This is a genomic window from Bartonella sp. OC68QHHN, assembly GCF_042193875.1.
Lineage (GTDB): Bacteria > Pseudomonadota > Alphaproteobacteria > Rhizobiales > Rhizobiaceae > Bartonella > Bartonella grahamii_A.
The window spans coordinates 119,952-132,885 of sequence record NZ_JBHIME010000075.1; the positions used below are offsets into that span (position 1 = coordinate 119,952).

A 12,934-nucleotide genomic window follows, 5' to 3' on the forward strand; every position below is an offset into this window, starting at 1 on the left:
CGACCAATGTGAACATCAGAGAAGTCTCCGACAACAAAAAAACAACACCCAATTAAACACGCCGCCTTTTCCGCGGACGACATCCATTATGAGGGATTGGTGTTACATCACGAATAGAAGTAATGACAAAACCAACAGATTGCAATGCACGTAGAGCAGATTCACGCCCTGATCCAGGTCCACAAACTTCAACTTCCAAAGAACGCATACCATGCTCTTGCGCTTTTCTTGCACAATCCTCCGCAGCAACTTGAGCAGCAAAAGGAGTCGATTTACGCGCACCTTTAAACCCCTGAGCCCCCGCAGATGACCAAGCAATTGTATTACCCTGAGCATCAGTAATAGTAATCATTGTATTATTAAATGTTGAATTAATATGCACAACACCCGAAGAAATATTTTTACGTTCGCGACGACGAACACGTGCGACTTCCTTGGCCATAATTTCCCTTTCAACGATCTCATCACTGCCGTAACATCAGCAGCTCCACCCTCTTTTCCTTGTCAAACAAATCAAACAAGAAATAGAATATATAAAAACCTTCCACGAAGAATCTTATTTCTTCTTACCGGCAATTGCCTTAGCTGGCCCTTTACGCGTACGGGCATTCGTATGTGTACGCTGCCCTCGGACAGGCAAAGACCGGCGGTGACGCAATCCTCGATAACAACCAAGGTCCATCAAACGCTTAACATTCATAGCAACCTCACGACGAAGATCACCTTCAACTTGATAACCCTGATCTATCGCCTCACGAATCTGCAGCACCTCAGCATCTGAAAGTTCATGCACACGACGCCCCAAGGGAATGCCAACTCTTTCAATAATTTCATGAGCAAATTTTGGTCCAATCCCGTGGATATATTGAAGCGCAATAATTACACGCTTATTTGTCGGGATATTGACGCCAGCAATACGAGCCACGCCTACTCTCCTTAGTTATTTTGACAAATTGTTATAAAATACCTGATACACCTTACAGAAAAAAATAGACTCAGAAAAAAATCCTTCCGAATCCTCTTATTTCACTAAAATAAATTAAATTTACTTCTGATAGATTTCATCTCAAAAGTCAACTCTTTTCATTTATTTTAAAAAAATCTCATGAAAGAAACCCTCTAATCATACGTGTTACTTCAGCAATACCAATCATTCCATCAATGACCTTCAACATTCCCCTCTCTGAATAAAATTTTGATAAGGGAGCTGTTTTTTCACGATATTCTACTAATCTTTTTGCAAAAGCAACAGGATTGTCATCTAAACGAACCTGTCCACCAGCCGCTATCGTTTCCTCAACGCGCTTCTTCATACGTTCAATCAACACGTCTTCATCAACACACAACTCAATAACAGCATTAAGCCGCGTATTTTTTGACTCCAGTATCTGTTGTAACGCTTCTGCCTGCCCCACAGTTCGCGGATATCCATCCAGAACAAAACCGTTTACACAATCAGTTTCATCAATCCGATCTGATACGATTTGGTTAACAATACTATCAGGAACTAAAGCACCAGAACTTATAATAGCTTTAGCTTTTTTACCAATCTCCGTTTCTTTGGCAATCACCTCACGCAACATATCCCCTGTTGATAAATGAGGAATGTTATATTCCTCAGTCAACATTTTTGCTTGTGTACCTTTTCCCGCTCCAGGAGGACCTAAAAGAATAACTCTCATCGATTCCTTCTACCCCCACGAAGTTTTGATTTTTTTATCAACCCTTCATATTGGTGAGCAACAAGATACCCCTGAATTTGAGCAACCGTATCAAGTGTAACAGTAACAACAATCAACAAGGATGTTCCCCCAAGATAAAAAGGAACCTGTAATGCAGATATCATAAACTCAGGTAACAAACAAACCAAGATAATATAAACAGCGCCCACAACAGTAATACGCGTCAAAACGTAATCAATATATTCGGCTGTACGCTCACCTGGACGAATCCCTGGAATAAAACCAGAATGTTTTTTCAACTGATCTGCAGTATCACTTGGATTAAAAACAATAGCTGTATAAAAAAAGCAAAAAAACGCCATTAAAAATGCATAAACAATCATATAAAGTGGCTGTCCATGACCAAGAGCATAAGAAATGGACTGAACCCATTGTGGCATTTTATCAGAAAAATTATTAATAGTGGCAGGTAATAATAATAAAGATGAAGCAAAAATAGGTGGAATAACACCAGCAGTATTCAACTTTAAAGGAAGATGCGACATATCTCCTTGAAACATTTGATTACCGACCTGACGTTTTGGATACTGGATAAGAATTCGCCGTTGCGCACGCTCTATAAAAACAATAAGCCCAATAACCAAAACAGCAATAAGAACGATTCCTATTAAAAGAAAAGTTGATAAATCAGCCTGACTATGAGCTGTCAAAAGCTGAGCAAAAGTAGAAGGAAAGTTGGCTACAATCCCCGTAAAGATGATAAGCGAAACCCCATTGCCAACACCACGTGACGTAATTTGTTCGCCAAGCCACATGAGAAACATCGTTCCACCGACAAGTGTAATAACAGAAGAAATACGAAACATAAGACCTGGCTCTAAAACAATTTGAAGCCCAGTCCCTATACCGCTTTCAAGCGCAACCGCAATACCAAAAGCTTGTAGAATTGCCAATACTACTGTTACATAACGCGTATATTGATTGATAATCTTACGACCTACTTCCCCTTCTTTTTTAAGAGTTTCCAAAGAAGGAATAATAGATGTTAACAATTGCACAATAATAGATGCCGATATATAAGGCATAATACCCAGCGCAAAAATAGCCATACGCCCAACGGCACCTCCAGCAAACATATTAAACAGCCCTAATACACCCGACGCGTGATGTTCAAATGTTTGCCGCAAAGCATCGATATTAATACCTGGAAGAGAGATGTAAGTACCAAAACGATATACAAGAAGCGCCGACAGAGTAAACCAGATGCGTTTCTTTAATTCAGTCGCACGCGAAAAGGTCCCGAAGTTTATATTGGAAGCAAATTGCTCTGCTGCTGATGCCATAAAACGTCTCCACTTCACACTCCAGTTCTTTAAATCAAAGAAGTATAACCCTAAAATTCATATATGCATACACAAATAGATACAGAACTTAAAAAAATCTCCACAAATGATCTCACAGAACAGATGTAACTCTTCTTTAGGTCTCTACTCATATTAAAAAAATTATTGAGCAATATCAGGAAAAATAACCTGACCACCCACTTGTTCAATCTTAACACGAGCAGCTTGTGAAGCACCAGAAACATGAAAGGTAATCTTAGCCTTCAAATCACCATCAGAAAGAAGACGAACCCCATCTTTTTCACGACGAATAATACCAGCTTCTTTCAAAGCAATCATATCAACAGGCTTTTCAATATTCAACTTACCTGCATCAACTGCCACCTGAATACGCCCTAGTGAAACTTCATTGTAGTTTTTAGCAAAGAAATTTCTAAATCCACGTTTTGGCAAACGACGATAGATAGGCATTTGCCCTCCTTCAAAACCATTAAGGGAAACACCAGAACGCGACTTTTGTCCTTTTACACCACGGCCACCAGTCTTACCCGTACCGGAACCAATACCACGCCCAACACGCTTACGATTTTTTGTTGCGCCTTTGCAATCACGCAGTTCATTGAGTTTCATATCTAATACTCCCGCAACCCTTAACCTTCACCTATAACGCGAACAAGATGCCGAACCTGAGCAATCATACCCCGCACACAAAGTGTATCATCTAAAACGCGCCGACGACGCATTTTATTTAGTCCAAGCCCCTTTAAGGTTGCACGCTGAATATGTGAGTTTCGAATAGGGCTTCCAATTTGCTCCACCGTGATAGTTTTACCACTCTGAGATTTTTTCTGAACCATTTCTTAATTCCTTTTCTGATAATCTCAGAAACTATCCTTCTAGATCGACTGAATGGCGACGACGCGCCTGCAAAGTCGAATATTTTATACCACGTTGAGCAGCAATATCTCTAGGATGCATTTGATGTTTCAACGCATCAAACGTTGCACGAACCATGTTATAAGGATTCGACGATCCTAGTGATTTTGCAACGACATCCTGTATACCAAGAGCTTCAAAAATAGCACGCATGGGCCCCCCAGCAATAATACCAGTACCAGCAGAAGCCGAACGTAGCAAAACACGCCCAGCTCCGTGATGCCCTTCAAGATCATGATGCAATGTACGTCCAGACCGAAGCGGAACATAAATCATCCCACGTTTTGCAGATTCCGTTGCTTTACGAACGGCTTCTGGAACTTCACGGGCTTTACCATGTCCAAAACCCACACGCCCTTTTTGATCTCCAACGACTACAAGAGCAGCAAAACCAAAACGCCGACCACCCTTTACAACTTTAGCAACACGATTGATATGAACTAGCCTATCGACAAATTCATTATCGCGTTCTTCTCTCTCACCACGTTCTTTTTGTGCCATTCCTCATTCCTTTTTCTTTTCCGGAAGCACGATAACAAAGTCCCTCATCAAACTGGAAGAACTTAAATGAAACACTCTAAACTCTCCTTACTCATTCATAAATAAGAAATTTTAGAAATTCAAACCACCTTCACGAGCAGCTTCAGCTAAAGCTTTGACTCGACCATGGTACACATACGCTCCACGATCAAAAACCACCTCATTAACACCCACTTGCTTCGCACGCTCAGCAATTAACTTACCAACAGCGAAGGCCGCTTTTTTATCAGCACCACTCTTTAACGACTTTTTTAAATCACTTTCAAGAGTAGAGGCTGAAACAAGTGTACATCCCCGTAAATCATCGATAACTTGAGCATAAATGTTCTGATTTGAACGATAAACACTAAGACGAGGACGATCATGAGAAACCATTTTAACTCTACGACGAACACGCCTTGCACGACGTTGGATAATGTCCTTAGATGAAACCATAATACAAAATCCTTATTTCTTTTTACCTTCTTTACGGAAGATACGTTCATCTGCATGCTTAACACCTTTACCTTTATAAGGCTCAGGCCTACGATACTCACGAATCTCCGCTGCAACTTGTCCAACTTTCTGTTTATCAATTCCAAAAATAACAATTTCTGTTGGCTTAGGAACAGTCACAGTAACACCCGATGGAACTTTATAAACCACATCATGCGAAAAGCCCAGAGATAGTTGAACATCCTTACCCTGCAAAGCAGCACGATAACCAACCCCATTAATCTCCAATCTCTTTTCAAAACCATCTTTCACACCGCAAAAAATATTCTCAATCATTGAGCGCGACATACCCCATTTAGAACGCGCATCTTTTGACTGATCCCGCGGCATAACTGATATGATATTTTCCTCAAACTTGACTAAGACTTCATCATTGACGACGTAACTCAGCTCACCTTTTGGACCTTTTGCCTTAACCAGCTGACCTTCAACAGTAGCAGTAACCCCAGAAGGAATTGAAATGGGTTTCTTTCCAATACGAGACATTCTTCTAACCTACTTTTTCTTCCGTTTTCTTGACATAACTTAGAAAACACGACAAAGGAGTTCTCCACCAACATTCTGTTCACGCGCCTCATGATCTGCCATAACGCCTTTAGGAGTCGATAAAATCGAAATACCAAGACCATTTGCCACCTGTGGAAGTGACTTAGCAGAAACATACACACGACGACCTGGCTTTGATACACGTGAAATCTCACGAATAGCAGCCAACCCTTCAAAATACTTCAATTCGATTTCAATTTCAGCTTTCCCATCACCTAAATCAATTTGATTATATCCGCGAATATAACCTTCATACTGAAGAACATCAAGAACATGCGCACGAAGCTTCGAAGCTGGAGTAACTACTTTATTTTTTTTACGACCAAGTGCATTACGAATACGTGTTAACATATCACCAAGAGGATCTGACATAGACATTTAATAATCTCCTCTTACCAACTAGACTTTACAATACCAGGAATATGGCCAATAGAGCCAAGCTCACGCAACGCAATTCGCGACATTTTTAATTTACGATAATAAGCTCGCGGACGACCTGAAACCTCACAGCGATTACGAATACGAACTTTCGAAGAATTACGCGGCAACTCTGCCAACTGAACAGAAGCTTTAAAACGTTCTTCAAGAGAAACCTTCTGATCCATAACTACTGCTTTCAAACGTGCACGACGGGCAGCATAACGCTTTACCATCACCTCACGACGCTTATTTTTTTCAACGGCACTTACTTTGGCCATAATTTCACCTCACTACGTTTGCCGTTACGAACGAAAAGGAAAATTAAAAGCACGCAATAACTCACGAGCTTCATCATCCGTTTTTGCTGTCGTACAAACGATAATATCCATGCCCCAAATTTGATCAACTTTATCATAGTTGATTTCTGGAAATACAATGTGTTCTTTAATACCCATAGCAAAATTGCCACGACCATCAAAACTCTTTGGATTTAAACCACGAAAGTCACGAACCCGTGGAAGAGCAATCGTAACAAGACGATCTAAAAACTCAAACATACGATCTTTACGCAATGTAACTTTAGCCCCAAGAGGCATTCCTTCACGAACCTTAAAGGTCGCAATAGAATTACGCGCACGCGTAACAACAGCCTTCTGACCTGTTATTAGCCCTAAATCCTCAGCAGCGAGGGAAGGCTTCTTTGAATCAGCAGTTGCTTCACCTATCCCCATATTTATTACAATTTTATCAATCCGCGGAATTTGCATCGCATTTCTGTAATTAAACTTCTCTTGAAGCACTTTACGAATCACTTCAAAATAATGCACTTTCATACGCGGTATTTGTCTTTCCTCAGCCATTAATTAAATCTCCCGAACGCTTGGCAAAACGCACTTTATTACCATCTGCATTCATACGAAAGCCTACACGTGTAGGCTTACCATCTTTAGGATCAGCAATCGCCAAATTAGACAGATGAATCGGAGCTTCTTTAGAAATAATTCCAGCTTCTTGCTTCTGCGTTTGACGTTGATGACGTTTAATCATATTAATCCCACGAACAAAAGCCTTATTCTCTTTTGGACTAACCTTAATTACTTCACCACTACATCCTTTATCCTTACCGGATAAAACAACAACTTTATCACCTTTTCGAATCTTCTGCATAACATTTACTCCTTACAAAACCTCAGGAGCGAGAGAGATGATCTTCATATGATTCCTACCACGCAATTCACGGGGAACAGGTCCAAAGATACGAGTACCAACCGGCTCTTTTTTATTATCCACTAAAACCGCAGCATTACTATCAAAACGAATGACACTACCATCTGCACGACGAATATCCTTAGCAGTACGAACCACAACAGCTTTCATAACATCACCTTTTTTAACACGGCCACGAGGAATAGCATCCTTAACCGAAACAACAATAATGTCACCGACCGAAGCATATTTCCGCTTTGAACCGCCTAACACCTTGATGCACATGACACGACGAGCACCAGAATTATCAGCAACGTCGAGGTTTGTTTGCATCTGAATCATGACTGGGCACCTTCTCTTAACACATATATCCAATTGTACCTTTTATACACTCGGATTTGCCTGCCAAATAACGATAAAGTCATTGCCTTCAAATTTATCAATGATAAAAACACCGTTAAATTCTAAAACAATAAACTTAACTCATTACGCTACATTGTCTTTTACAACAATCCAACATTTATCTTTCGAAATTGGTCTAGATTCTTGAATAGAAACTTGATCCCCAATCTTGAATTGGTTGTTTTCGTCATGCGCTTTATAATTTTTAGACTGCCGAACAGTCTTCTTAAGAAGCGGATGAGAATAACGGCGCTCAACTTTGACAACAACAGTCTTATCACTTTTGTCGCTAATAACAACACCCTGCAAAACGCGTTTAGGCATCTCTTATTTCCTTAAACCTTACTTTCACTTATCTTTTGACGAAGAAAAGTTTTAATACGCGCAATATCACGACGAACTTGTCTAACGCGCGCAGTCTTTTCTAATTGACCTGTTGCTTTTTGAAAACGCAAATTAAATTGCTCTTTCTTTAACTTAGCCAATTCATCTTTCATTTGGTCGAGCGTTTGCGCCCGTAATTCTGTGGCTCTCATCGCTTAACCTCATTATTCAGCAATACGCTGGATGAAACGCGTTTTTATAGGCAACTTTGCAGCACCCAATCTTAGTGCTTCACGTGCAACATCCTCAGGAACTCCATCAAGCTCAAACATGATGCGTCCAGGAGCGACACGTGCAGCCCAATAGTCGACACTTCCCTTACCCTTACCCATGCGAACTTCAGTCGGTTTAGATGTAACCGGAAGATCTGGAAAAATCCGAATCCACACACGACCAGAACGCTTCATATAACGTGTAATCGCACGACGCGCCGCTTCAATTTGACGAGCCGTAACCCGCTCTGGCTCAACAGCCTTCAAACCGTAAGCACCGAAATTCAAATCCGTACCACCCTTCGCAAAACCGTGAATACGGCCCTTGAACTGTTTACGGAACTTTGTGCGCTTTGGCTGCAACATTGTTCTCTACTCCAAATTTTAGTTCAATCTTAAAAACTAAGCATTTTCGCGGCGACGATTCGACGAAGAACCAGATTGATCAACTTCCGTAGCACGACGTTCCGAAGCCATCGGATCATGCTCAAGAATCTCACCCTTAAAGACCCAAACTTTAATACCACAAATACCATAAGCGGTCTTAGCTTCTGCTGTACCGTAATCAACATCAGAACGCAAGGTATGAAGTGGAACACGACCTTCACGATACCATTCCATACGAGCAATTTCAGCACCACCAAGACGGCCAGAACAATTGATACGAATACCTTCCGCACCAAGACGCATAGCAGACTGAACAGCACGCTTCATTGCACGACGAAAAGCAACACGACGCTCTAACTGTTGAGCAATTGATTGCGCAATAATCGCCGCATCAATCTCCGGTTTACGAATCTCCACAATATTCAATGAAGTTTCAGCGTCCGTCATTTCTGAGAGCTTACGACGAAGCTTTTCGATATCAGCACCCTTTTTACCAATAATCAAACCAGGACGCGCAGAATGAATCGTAATACGGCACTTTTTATGAGGACGCTCAATAACAACCTTAGAAATAGCAGCCTGTTTAAGCTCCTCAAGCACATATGAACGAATTTTCAAATCTTCATGAAGAAGGCGTCCATATTCACCACTATCAGCATACCAACGAGAGTCCCAAGTCCGATTAACACCAAGACGAAGTCCTATTGGATTGATCTTCTGACCCATTACGCGGCCTCCACTTTTTCGGTAACTTCACGAACAATAACAGTAAGATGCGAAAATGGACGTTCAATTCTACTAGCACGCCCTCGACCACGAACATGAAAGCGCTTCATCACTATCGACTTACCAACATAAGCTTCGGCCACAATAAGCGAATCAATATCAAGATCGTGGTTATTCTCTGCATTTGCAATCGCTGATTCAAGCGTTTTTTTCACAGTAGCAGCAATACGCTTGCGTGAAAACATCAAATCAGCGAGTGCTACATTAACTCTTTTACCACGAATCATTGCAGCAACTAAATTAAGCTTCTGCGGACTAACACGAATTGTCCGTGTAACAGCTCTTGCTTCATTATCTTTAAGCTGGCGCGAAACTTTAGCTTTTCCCATTCCTACTTCCTCTTCGCTTTTTTATCGGCACCATGACCATAATAAGTCCGGGTAGGAGCGAACTCACCAAACTTATGTCCAACCATCTCTTCAGAAACAGAAACAGGAATATGCTTATTACCGTTGTAAACACCAAAAGTTAAACCAACAAATTGCGGTAAAATAGTAGAGCGACGACTCCATATTTTTATAACTTCATTGCGCCCACTTGCACGTACCTTTTCTGCTTTACCAAGAAGATAGCCGTCAACAAACGGACCTTTCCAAACTGAACGAACCACTTCAGACTACCTTTCTCATTTCTTGCGTTGATGACGCGTACGCATAATAAATTTATCAGTGGCTTTATTGGAGCGCGTACGCTTACCTTTCGTAGGGTTACCCCAAGGAGATACTGGATGGCGCCCCCCCGATGTACGACCTTCACCACCACCGTGCGGATGATCAACGGGGTTCATAGCAACACCACGAACATGTGGACGTTTACCACGCCAACGTGACCGACCTGCCTTACCATCATTAATATTCCCATGATCAGGATTTGAAACAGCACCAACAGTTGCAAAACAGCTACTAGGAACCAAACGCTGTTCACCAGAATTTAAACGAAGAATAGCCATACCATGATCTCGCCCAACCAACTGCGCATAAGCACCTGCTGAACGTGCAATCTGCCCCCCTTTTCCTGGCTTCATCTCAACATTATGAATAATTGTGCCTACGGGCATATTACCAAGAGGCATAGCATTACCTGGTTTAACATCCACATTTAAACCAGCCATAACAGAATCACCAACAGCAAGACGCTGTGGCGCAAGAATATAACTCAATTGCCCATCCTCATAGCGAATTAAAGCAATAAAAGCGGTACGATTAGGATCATATTCTAAACGCTCAACCTTTGCTGAAACATCACGTTTAAGACGCTTAAAGTCGACAAACCGATAACTACGTTTATGTCCACCACCCTGAAAACGAGCAGTAACACGACCGCGATTATTACGTCCACCCTTTGAAGATAAACCTTCAGTCAACATCTTTATAGGTTTTCCCTTATAAAGACAAGAACGTTCTACAATAACAAGCTGACGCTGCCCAGGTGTTGTTGGATTAAATTGCTTAAGTGCCATTATTCCTATCTCCGAGCCTCTTTAAAGACCTGTCGAAACGTCGATAGTCTGACCACTGGCCAGAGTCACGATCGCTTTTTTGACATTACTCTGCCGACCAACTATACCTTTGAAACGCTTCACTTTACCCTTACGGACTATCGTGTTAACTGCTTTAACTTTTACGCTAAAAAGCGCTTCAATAGCAGCCTTAATCTCAGGCTTCGTCGCTTTCGGCGCGACATTAAAAGCAACTTGATTATATTCAGAAATCATAGTCGACTTTTCAGTAATAACTGGACTAATAATTATATCATAATGGCGAAGATCTGTCATTTAAAACGCTCCTCAAGAGCCTCAACAGCTGCCTTTGATAAAACAAGCTTGCTGCGACGCAAAATATCATAAACATTAATTCCCTGAATAGGCAAAATATCAATATTAGGGATATTAGAGGCTGCACGAAAAAAGGTAATATCAATCTCTTTACCACCAATCAAGAGAGCGTTATTAAATCCAAGTTTAGAAAAATGAGAAACAAGCATTTTCGTTTTAGCATCCTTAACAGTCAACTCATCCACAATAATTAAATCTTTTGCTTTTAATTTTGCAGATAAAGCAAGACGTAACCCAAGAGCACGAATTTTTTTAGGAAGATCATGCGCATGGCTACGAACCACCGGTCCATGTGCCTTACCCCCACCTCTAAACTGCGGTGCACGTGCAGATGAATGTCGAGCACGCCCAGTTCCTTTCTGTTTAAACATTTTTGCCCCTGTTCGCGACACATCAGAACGACCTTGGGATTGATGACTTCCCTGCTGACGACGTGCAAGCTGCCAACGAACAACACGTTGCAAAATATCCTCACGTGGAACAAGATCAAAAATAGCTTCAGAAACCTTTAATTTGCCGGCTTCATTACCATCAAGAGTTTTAATTACAAGATCCATTATTAGGCTCCCTCAACTTCAGAGGTTTCCGTCACCGGAGCAACCATTTCTGTTTTCTCCTTCACAAGACGGCGAATACCAGCAGGCTTTGGAGCATTATCAGGAAGACGCTTCTTCACAGCATCCCGTATCAAAATCCAAGAACCTTTAGAACCAGAAACAGCGCCACGCACTAAAATTAAACCACGCTCACTATCAGTGGAAATAACTTCAACATTCTGTGTTGTTACACGTACTCGCCCCATATGGCCAGCCATTTTTTTACCTTTAAAAACTTTACCAGGATCTTGACATTGCCCTGTAGAACCATGAGAACGATGTGTGATCGAATTACCATGGGAAGCACGATGCCCACCAAAGTTATGCCGTTTCATAACACCAGCAAACCCCTTACCAATACTGGTACCAGTCACATCAACCCTTTGTCCTGGAACAAAATGTTCTACTGTAATCTCAGTACCAACATCAAGAAGATTGTCGGGACTCACACGGAACTCTGCTATTTTGGCTTTAGGCTCAACAGAAGCCTTAGCAAAATGTCCACGAAGAGCTTGTGAAGTATTCTTAACTTTAGCAAAGCCTACACCTAATTGAACAGCAGTATAACCATTCTTTTCAACCGTACGCTGAGCAACGACTTGACAATTCTCCAAACGAAGTACCGTCACCGGCACATGCTCACCAGCATCATTATAAATACGGGTCATGCCCAGCTTCTGTGCTATTACACCTGAACGCATCGGGTCTGTTCCTTCTGTCCTCAAACCTCAGAGCTTAATTTCTACATCCACACCAGCAGAAAGATCGAGCTTCATAAGCGCATCTACTGTTTGCGGCGTTGGATCAACAATATCAAGAAGACGCTTATGTGTTCGCATCTCAAACTGCTCACGACTCTTCTTATCGATATGCGGTCCACGATTGACCGTAAATTTCTCAATCCGCGTCGGAAGCGGAATAGGACCACGGACATTTGCACCGGTACGTTTAGCAGTCGATACAATCTCACGCGTCGACGTATCAAGAATTCTATGATCAAACGCTTTCAAGCGAATGCGAATATTTTGACTGTTCATGCTCTTTATTTCCCTGTTATACAAAGTGCCTTCAATAATCAAAGCACTCAACAAGCATTATTTATTCAATGATCTTAGAGACGATACCGGCACCAACAGTACGACCACCTTCACGAATAGCAAAACGA

25 protein-coding genes and 1 pseudogene are annotated in these 12,934 nt (G+C 41.6%); all 26 read right to left on the bottom strand.

Features of this window, described 5'->3' with window-relative positions; translation table 11 throughout:
• Nucleotides 1-52 precede the first annotated feature (52 nt).
• Nucleotides 53-442: a 30S ribosomal protein S11 gene (rpsK, locus tag ACFIJ0_RS08165; RefSeq protein ID WP_375624063.1), complete on the bottom strand. Its 390-nt coding sequence runs from the start codon at nt 440-442 to the stop codon at nt 53-55.
• A 114-nt stretch (nt 443-556) separates the two neighbouring features.
• Nucleotides 557-925, bottom strand: coding sequence for a 30S ribosomal protein S13 (gene rpsM, locus ACFIJ0_RS08170; RefSeq protein ID WP_375624064.1), 369 nt, complete (start codon nt 923-925; stop codon nt 557-559).
• A gap of 178 nt (nt 926-1,103) precedes the next feature.
• Nucleotides 1,104-1,682, bottom strand: coding sequence for an adenylate kinase (locus tag ACFIJ0_RS08175; protein WP_375624066.1), 579 nt, complete (start codon nt 1,680-1,682; stop codon nt 1,104-1,106).
• Nucleotides 1,679-3,025 (bottom strand): preprotein translocase subunit SecY, encoded by a 1,347-nt coding sequence (secY, locus tag ACFIJ0_RS08180; RefSeq protein ID WP_375624110.1) that lies wholly within the window; start codon nt 3,023-3,025, stop codon nt 1,679-1,681. The genes ACFIJ0_RS08175 and secY overlap by 4 nt, the downstream gene beginning before the upstream one ends.
• A 162-nt stretch (nt 3,026-3,187) precedes the next feature.
• Nucleotides 3,188-3,655, bottom strand: coding sequence for a 50S ribosomal protein L15 (gene rplO, locus ACFIJ0_RS08185; RefSeq protein ID WP_375624068.1), 468 nt, complete (start codon nt 3,653-3,655; stop codon nt 3,188-3,190).
• Nucleotides 3,656-3,675: 20 nt separating this feature from the next.
• Complete coding sequence (gene rpmD / locus ACFIJ0_RS08190) at nt 3,676-3,882, bottom strand: 50S ribosomal protein L30 (RefSeq protein WP_375624070.1); 207 nt, start codon at nt 3,880-3,882, stop codon at nt 3,676-3,678.
• Nucleotides 3,883-3,913: 31 nt separating this feature from the next.
• Entirely contained in the window at nt 3,914-4,462 is a 549-nt protein-coding gene (gene rpsE, locus ACFIJ0_RS08195) for a 30S ribosomal protein S5 (RefSeq protein WP_375624072.1), read from the bottom strand.
• Between the two features lie 111 nt (nt 4,463-4,573).
• Nucleotides 4,574-4,936: a 50S ribosomal protein L18 gene (rplR, locus tag ACFIJ0_RS08200; protein ID WP_375624074.1), complete on the bottom strand. Its 363-nt coding sequence runs from the start codon at nt 4,934-4,936 to the stop codon at nt 4,574-4,576.
• 12 nt (nt 4,937-4,948) lie between these two features.
• Nucleotides 4,949-5,482, bottom strand: a complete 534-nt coding sequence (rplF, locus tag ACFIJ0_RS08205) for a 50S ribosomal protein L6 (protein ID WP_375624076.1) — start codon at nt 5,480-5,482, stop codon at nt 4,949-4,951.
• 39 nt (nt 5,483-5,521) lie between these two features.
• Nucleotides 5,522-5,920: a 30S ribosomal protein S8 gene (gene rpsH, locus ACFIJ0_RS08210; RefSeq protein ID WP_375624078.1), complete on the bottom strand. Its 399-nt coding sequence runs from the start codon at nt 5,918-5,920 to the stop codon at nt 5,522-5,524.
• A gap of 14 nt (nt 5,921-5,934) precedes the next feature.
• Nucleotides 5,935-6,240, bottom strand: coding sequence for a 30S ribosomal protein S14 (gene rpsN, locus ACFIJ0_RS08215; protein ID WP_375624080.1), 306 nt, complete (start codon nt 6,238-6,240; stop codon nt 5,935-5,937).
• 24 nt (nt 6,241-6,264) lie between these two features.
• The gene (gene rplE, locus ACFIJ0_RS08220) at nt 6,265-6,822 is read right to left on the bottom strand and encodes a 50S ribosomal protein L5 (protein WP_375624082.1); all 558 of its coding nucleotides are present in this window, start codon (nt 6,820-6,822) and stop codon (nt 6,265-6,267) included.
• Nucleotides 6,815-7,129 (bottom strand): 50S ribosomal protein L24, encoded by a 315-nt coding sequence (gene rplX / locus ACFIJ0_RS08225; RefSeq protein ID WP_375624084.1) that lies wholly within the window; start codon nt 7,127-7,129, stop codon nt 6,815-6,817. The genes rplE and rplX overlap by 8 nt, the downstream gene beginning before the upstream one ends.
• Before the next feature lie 12 nt (nt 7,130-7,141).
• Entirely contained in the window at nt 7,142-7,510 is a 369-nt protein-coding gene (gene rplN / locus ACFIJ0_RS08230) for a 50S ribosomal protein L14 (RefSeq protein WP_336294659.1), read from the bottom strand.
• A 144-nt stretch (nt 7,511-7,654) separates the two neighbouring features.
• Nucleotides 7,655-7,894, bottom strand: a complete 240-nt coding sequence (rpsQ, locus tag ACFIJ0_RS08235) for a 30S ribosomal protein S17 (RefSeq protein ID WP_012231991.1) — start codon at nt 7,892-7,894, stop codon at nt 7,655-7,657.
• An 11-nt stretch (nt 7,895-7,905) separates the two neighbouring features.
• Nucleotides 7,906-8,106: a 50S ribosomal protein L29 gene (rpmC, locus tag ACFIJ0_RS08240; RefSeq protein WP_375606714.1), complete on the bottom strand. Its 201-nt coding sequence runs from the start codon at nt 8,104-8,106 to the stop codon at nt 7,906-7,908.
• A gap of 12 nt (nt 8,107-8,118) precedes the next feature.
• Complete coding sequence (gene rplP, locus ACFIJ0_RS08245) at nt 8,119-8,532, bottom strand: 50S ribosomal protein L16 (protein ID WP_375624086.1); 414 nt, start codon at nt 8,530-8,532, stop codon at nt 8,119-8,121.
• A gap of 36 nt (nt 8,533-8,568) precedes the next feature.
• The gene (rpsC, locus tag ACFIJ0_RS08250; protein ID WP_375624088.1) at nt 8,569-9,279 is read right to left on the bottom strand and encodes a 30S ribosomal protein S3; all 711 of its coding nucleotides are present in this window, start codon (nt 9,277-9,279) and stop codon (nt 8,569-8,571) included.
• Nucleotides 9,279-9,668 (bottom strand): 50S ribosomal protein L22, encoded by a 390-nt coding sequence (rplV, locus tag ACFIJ0_RS08255; RefSeq protein WP_375624090.1) that lies wholly within the window; start codon nt 9,666-9,668, stop codon nt 9,279-9,281. The genes rpsC and rplV overlap by 1 nt, the downstream gene beginning before the upstream one ends.
• Before the next feature lie 2 nt (nt 9,669-9,670).
• Nucleotides 9,671-9,949 (bottom strand): 30S ribosomal protein S19, encoded by a 279-nt coding sequence (gene rpsS, locus ACFIJ0_RS08260; RefSeq protein ID WP_004855734.1) that lies wholly within the window; start codon nt 9,947-9,949, stop codon nt 9,671-9,673.
• A 15-nt stretch (nt 9,950-9,964) separates the two neighbouring features.
• Nucleotides 9,965-10,798, bottom strand: a complete 834-nt coding sequence (rplB, locus tag ACFIJ0_RS08265; RefSeq protein ID WP_375624092.1) for a 50S ribosomal protein L2 — start codon at nt 10,796-10,798, stop codon at nt 9,965-9,967.
• Between the two features lie 21 nt (nt 10,799-10,819).
• Nucleotides 10,820-11,113 (bottom strand): 50S ribosomal protein L23, encoded by a 294-nt coding sequence (locus ACFIJ0_RS08270; RefSeq protein WP_375624094.1) that lies wholly within the window; start codon nt 11,111-11,113, stop codon nt 10,820-10,822.
• Nucleotides 11,110-11,730: a 50S ribosomal protein L4 gene (rplD, locus tag ACFIJ0_RS08275; RefSeq protein WP_375624096.1), complete on the bottom strand. Its 621-nt coding sequence runs from the start codon at nt 11,728-11,730 to the stop codon at nt 11,110-11,112. Before rplD ends, ACFIJ0_RS08270 begins: the two co-directional genes overlap by 4 nt.
• A 2-nt stretch (nt 11,731-11,732) precedes the next feature.
• Entirely contained in the window at nt 11,733-12,470 is a 738-nt protein-coding gene (gene rplC / locus ACFIJ0_RS08280; protein WP_375624098.1) for a 50S ribosomal protein L3, read from the bottom strand.
• A gap of 27 nt (nt 12,471-12,497) precedes the next feature.
• The gene (gene rpsJ / locus ACFIJ0_RS08285) at nt 12,498-12,806 is read right to left on the bottom strand and encodes a 30S ribosomal protein S10 (RefSeq protein ID WP_005773267.1); all 309 of its coding nucleotides are present in this window, start codon (nt 12,804-12,806) and stop codon (nt 12,498-12,500) included.
• A gap of 61 nt (nt 12,807-12,867) precedes the next feature.
• Nucleotides 12,868-12,934: pseudogene (locus ACFIJ0_RS08290) on the bottom strand (elongation factor Tu); the annotation flags it as partial.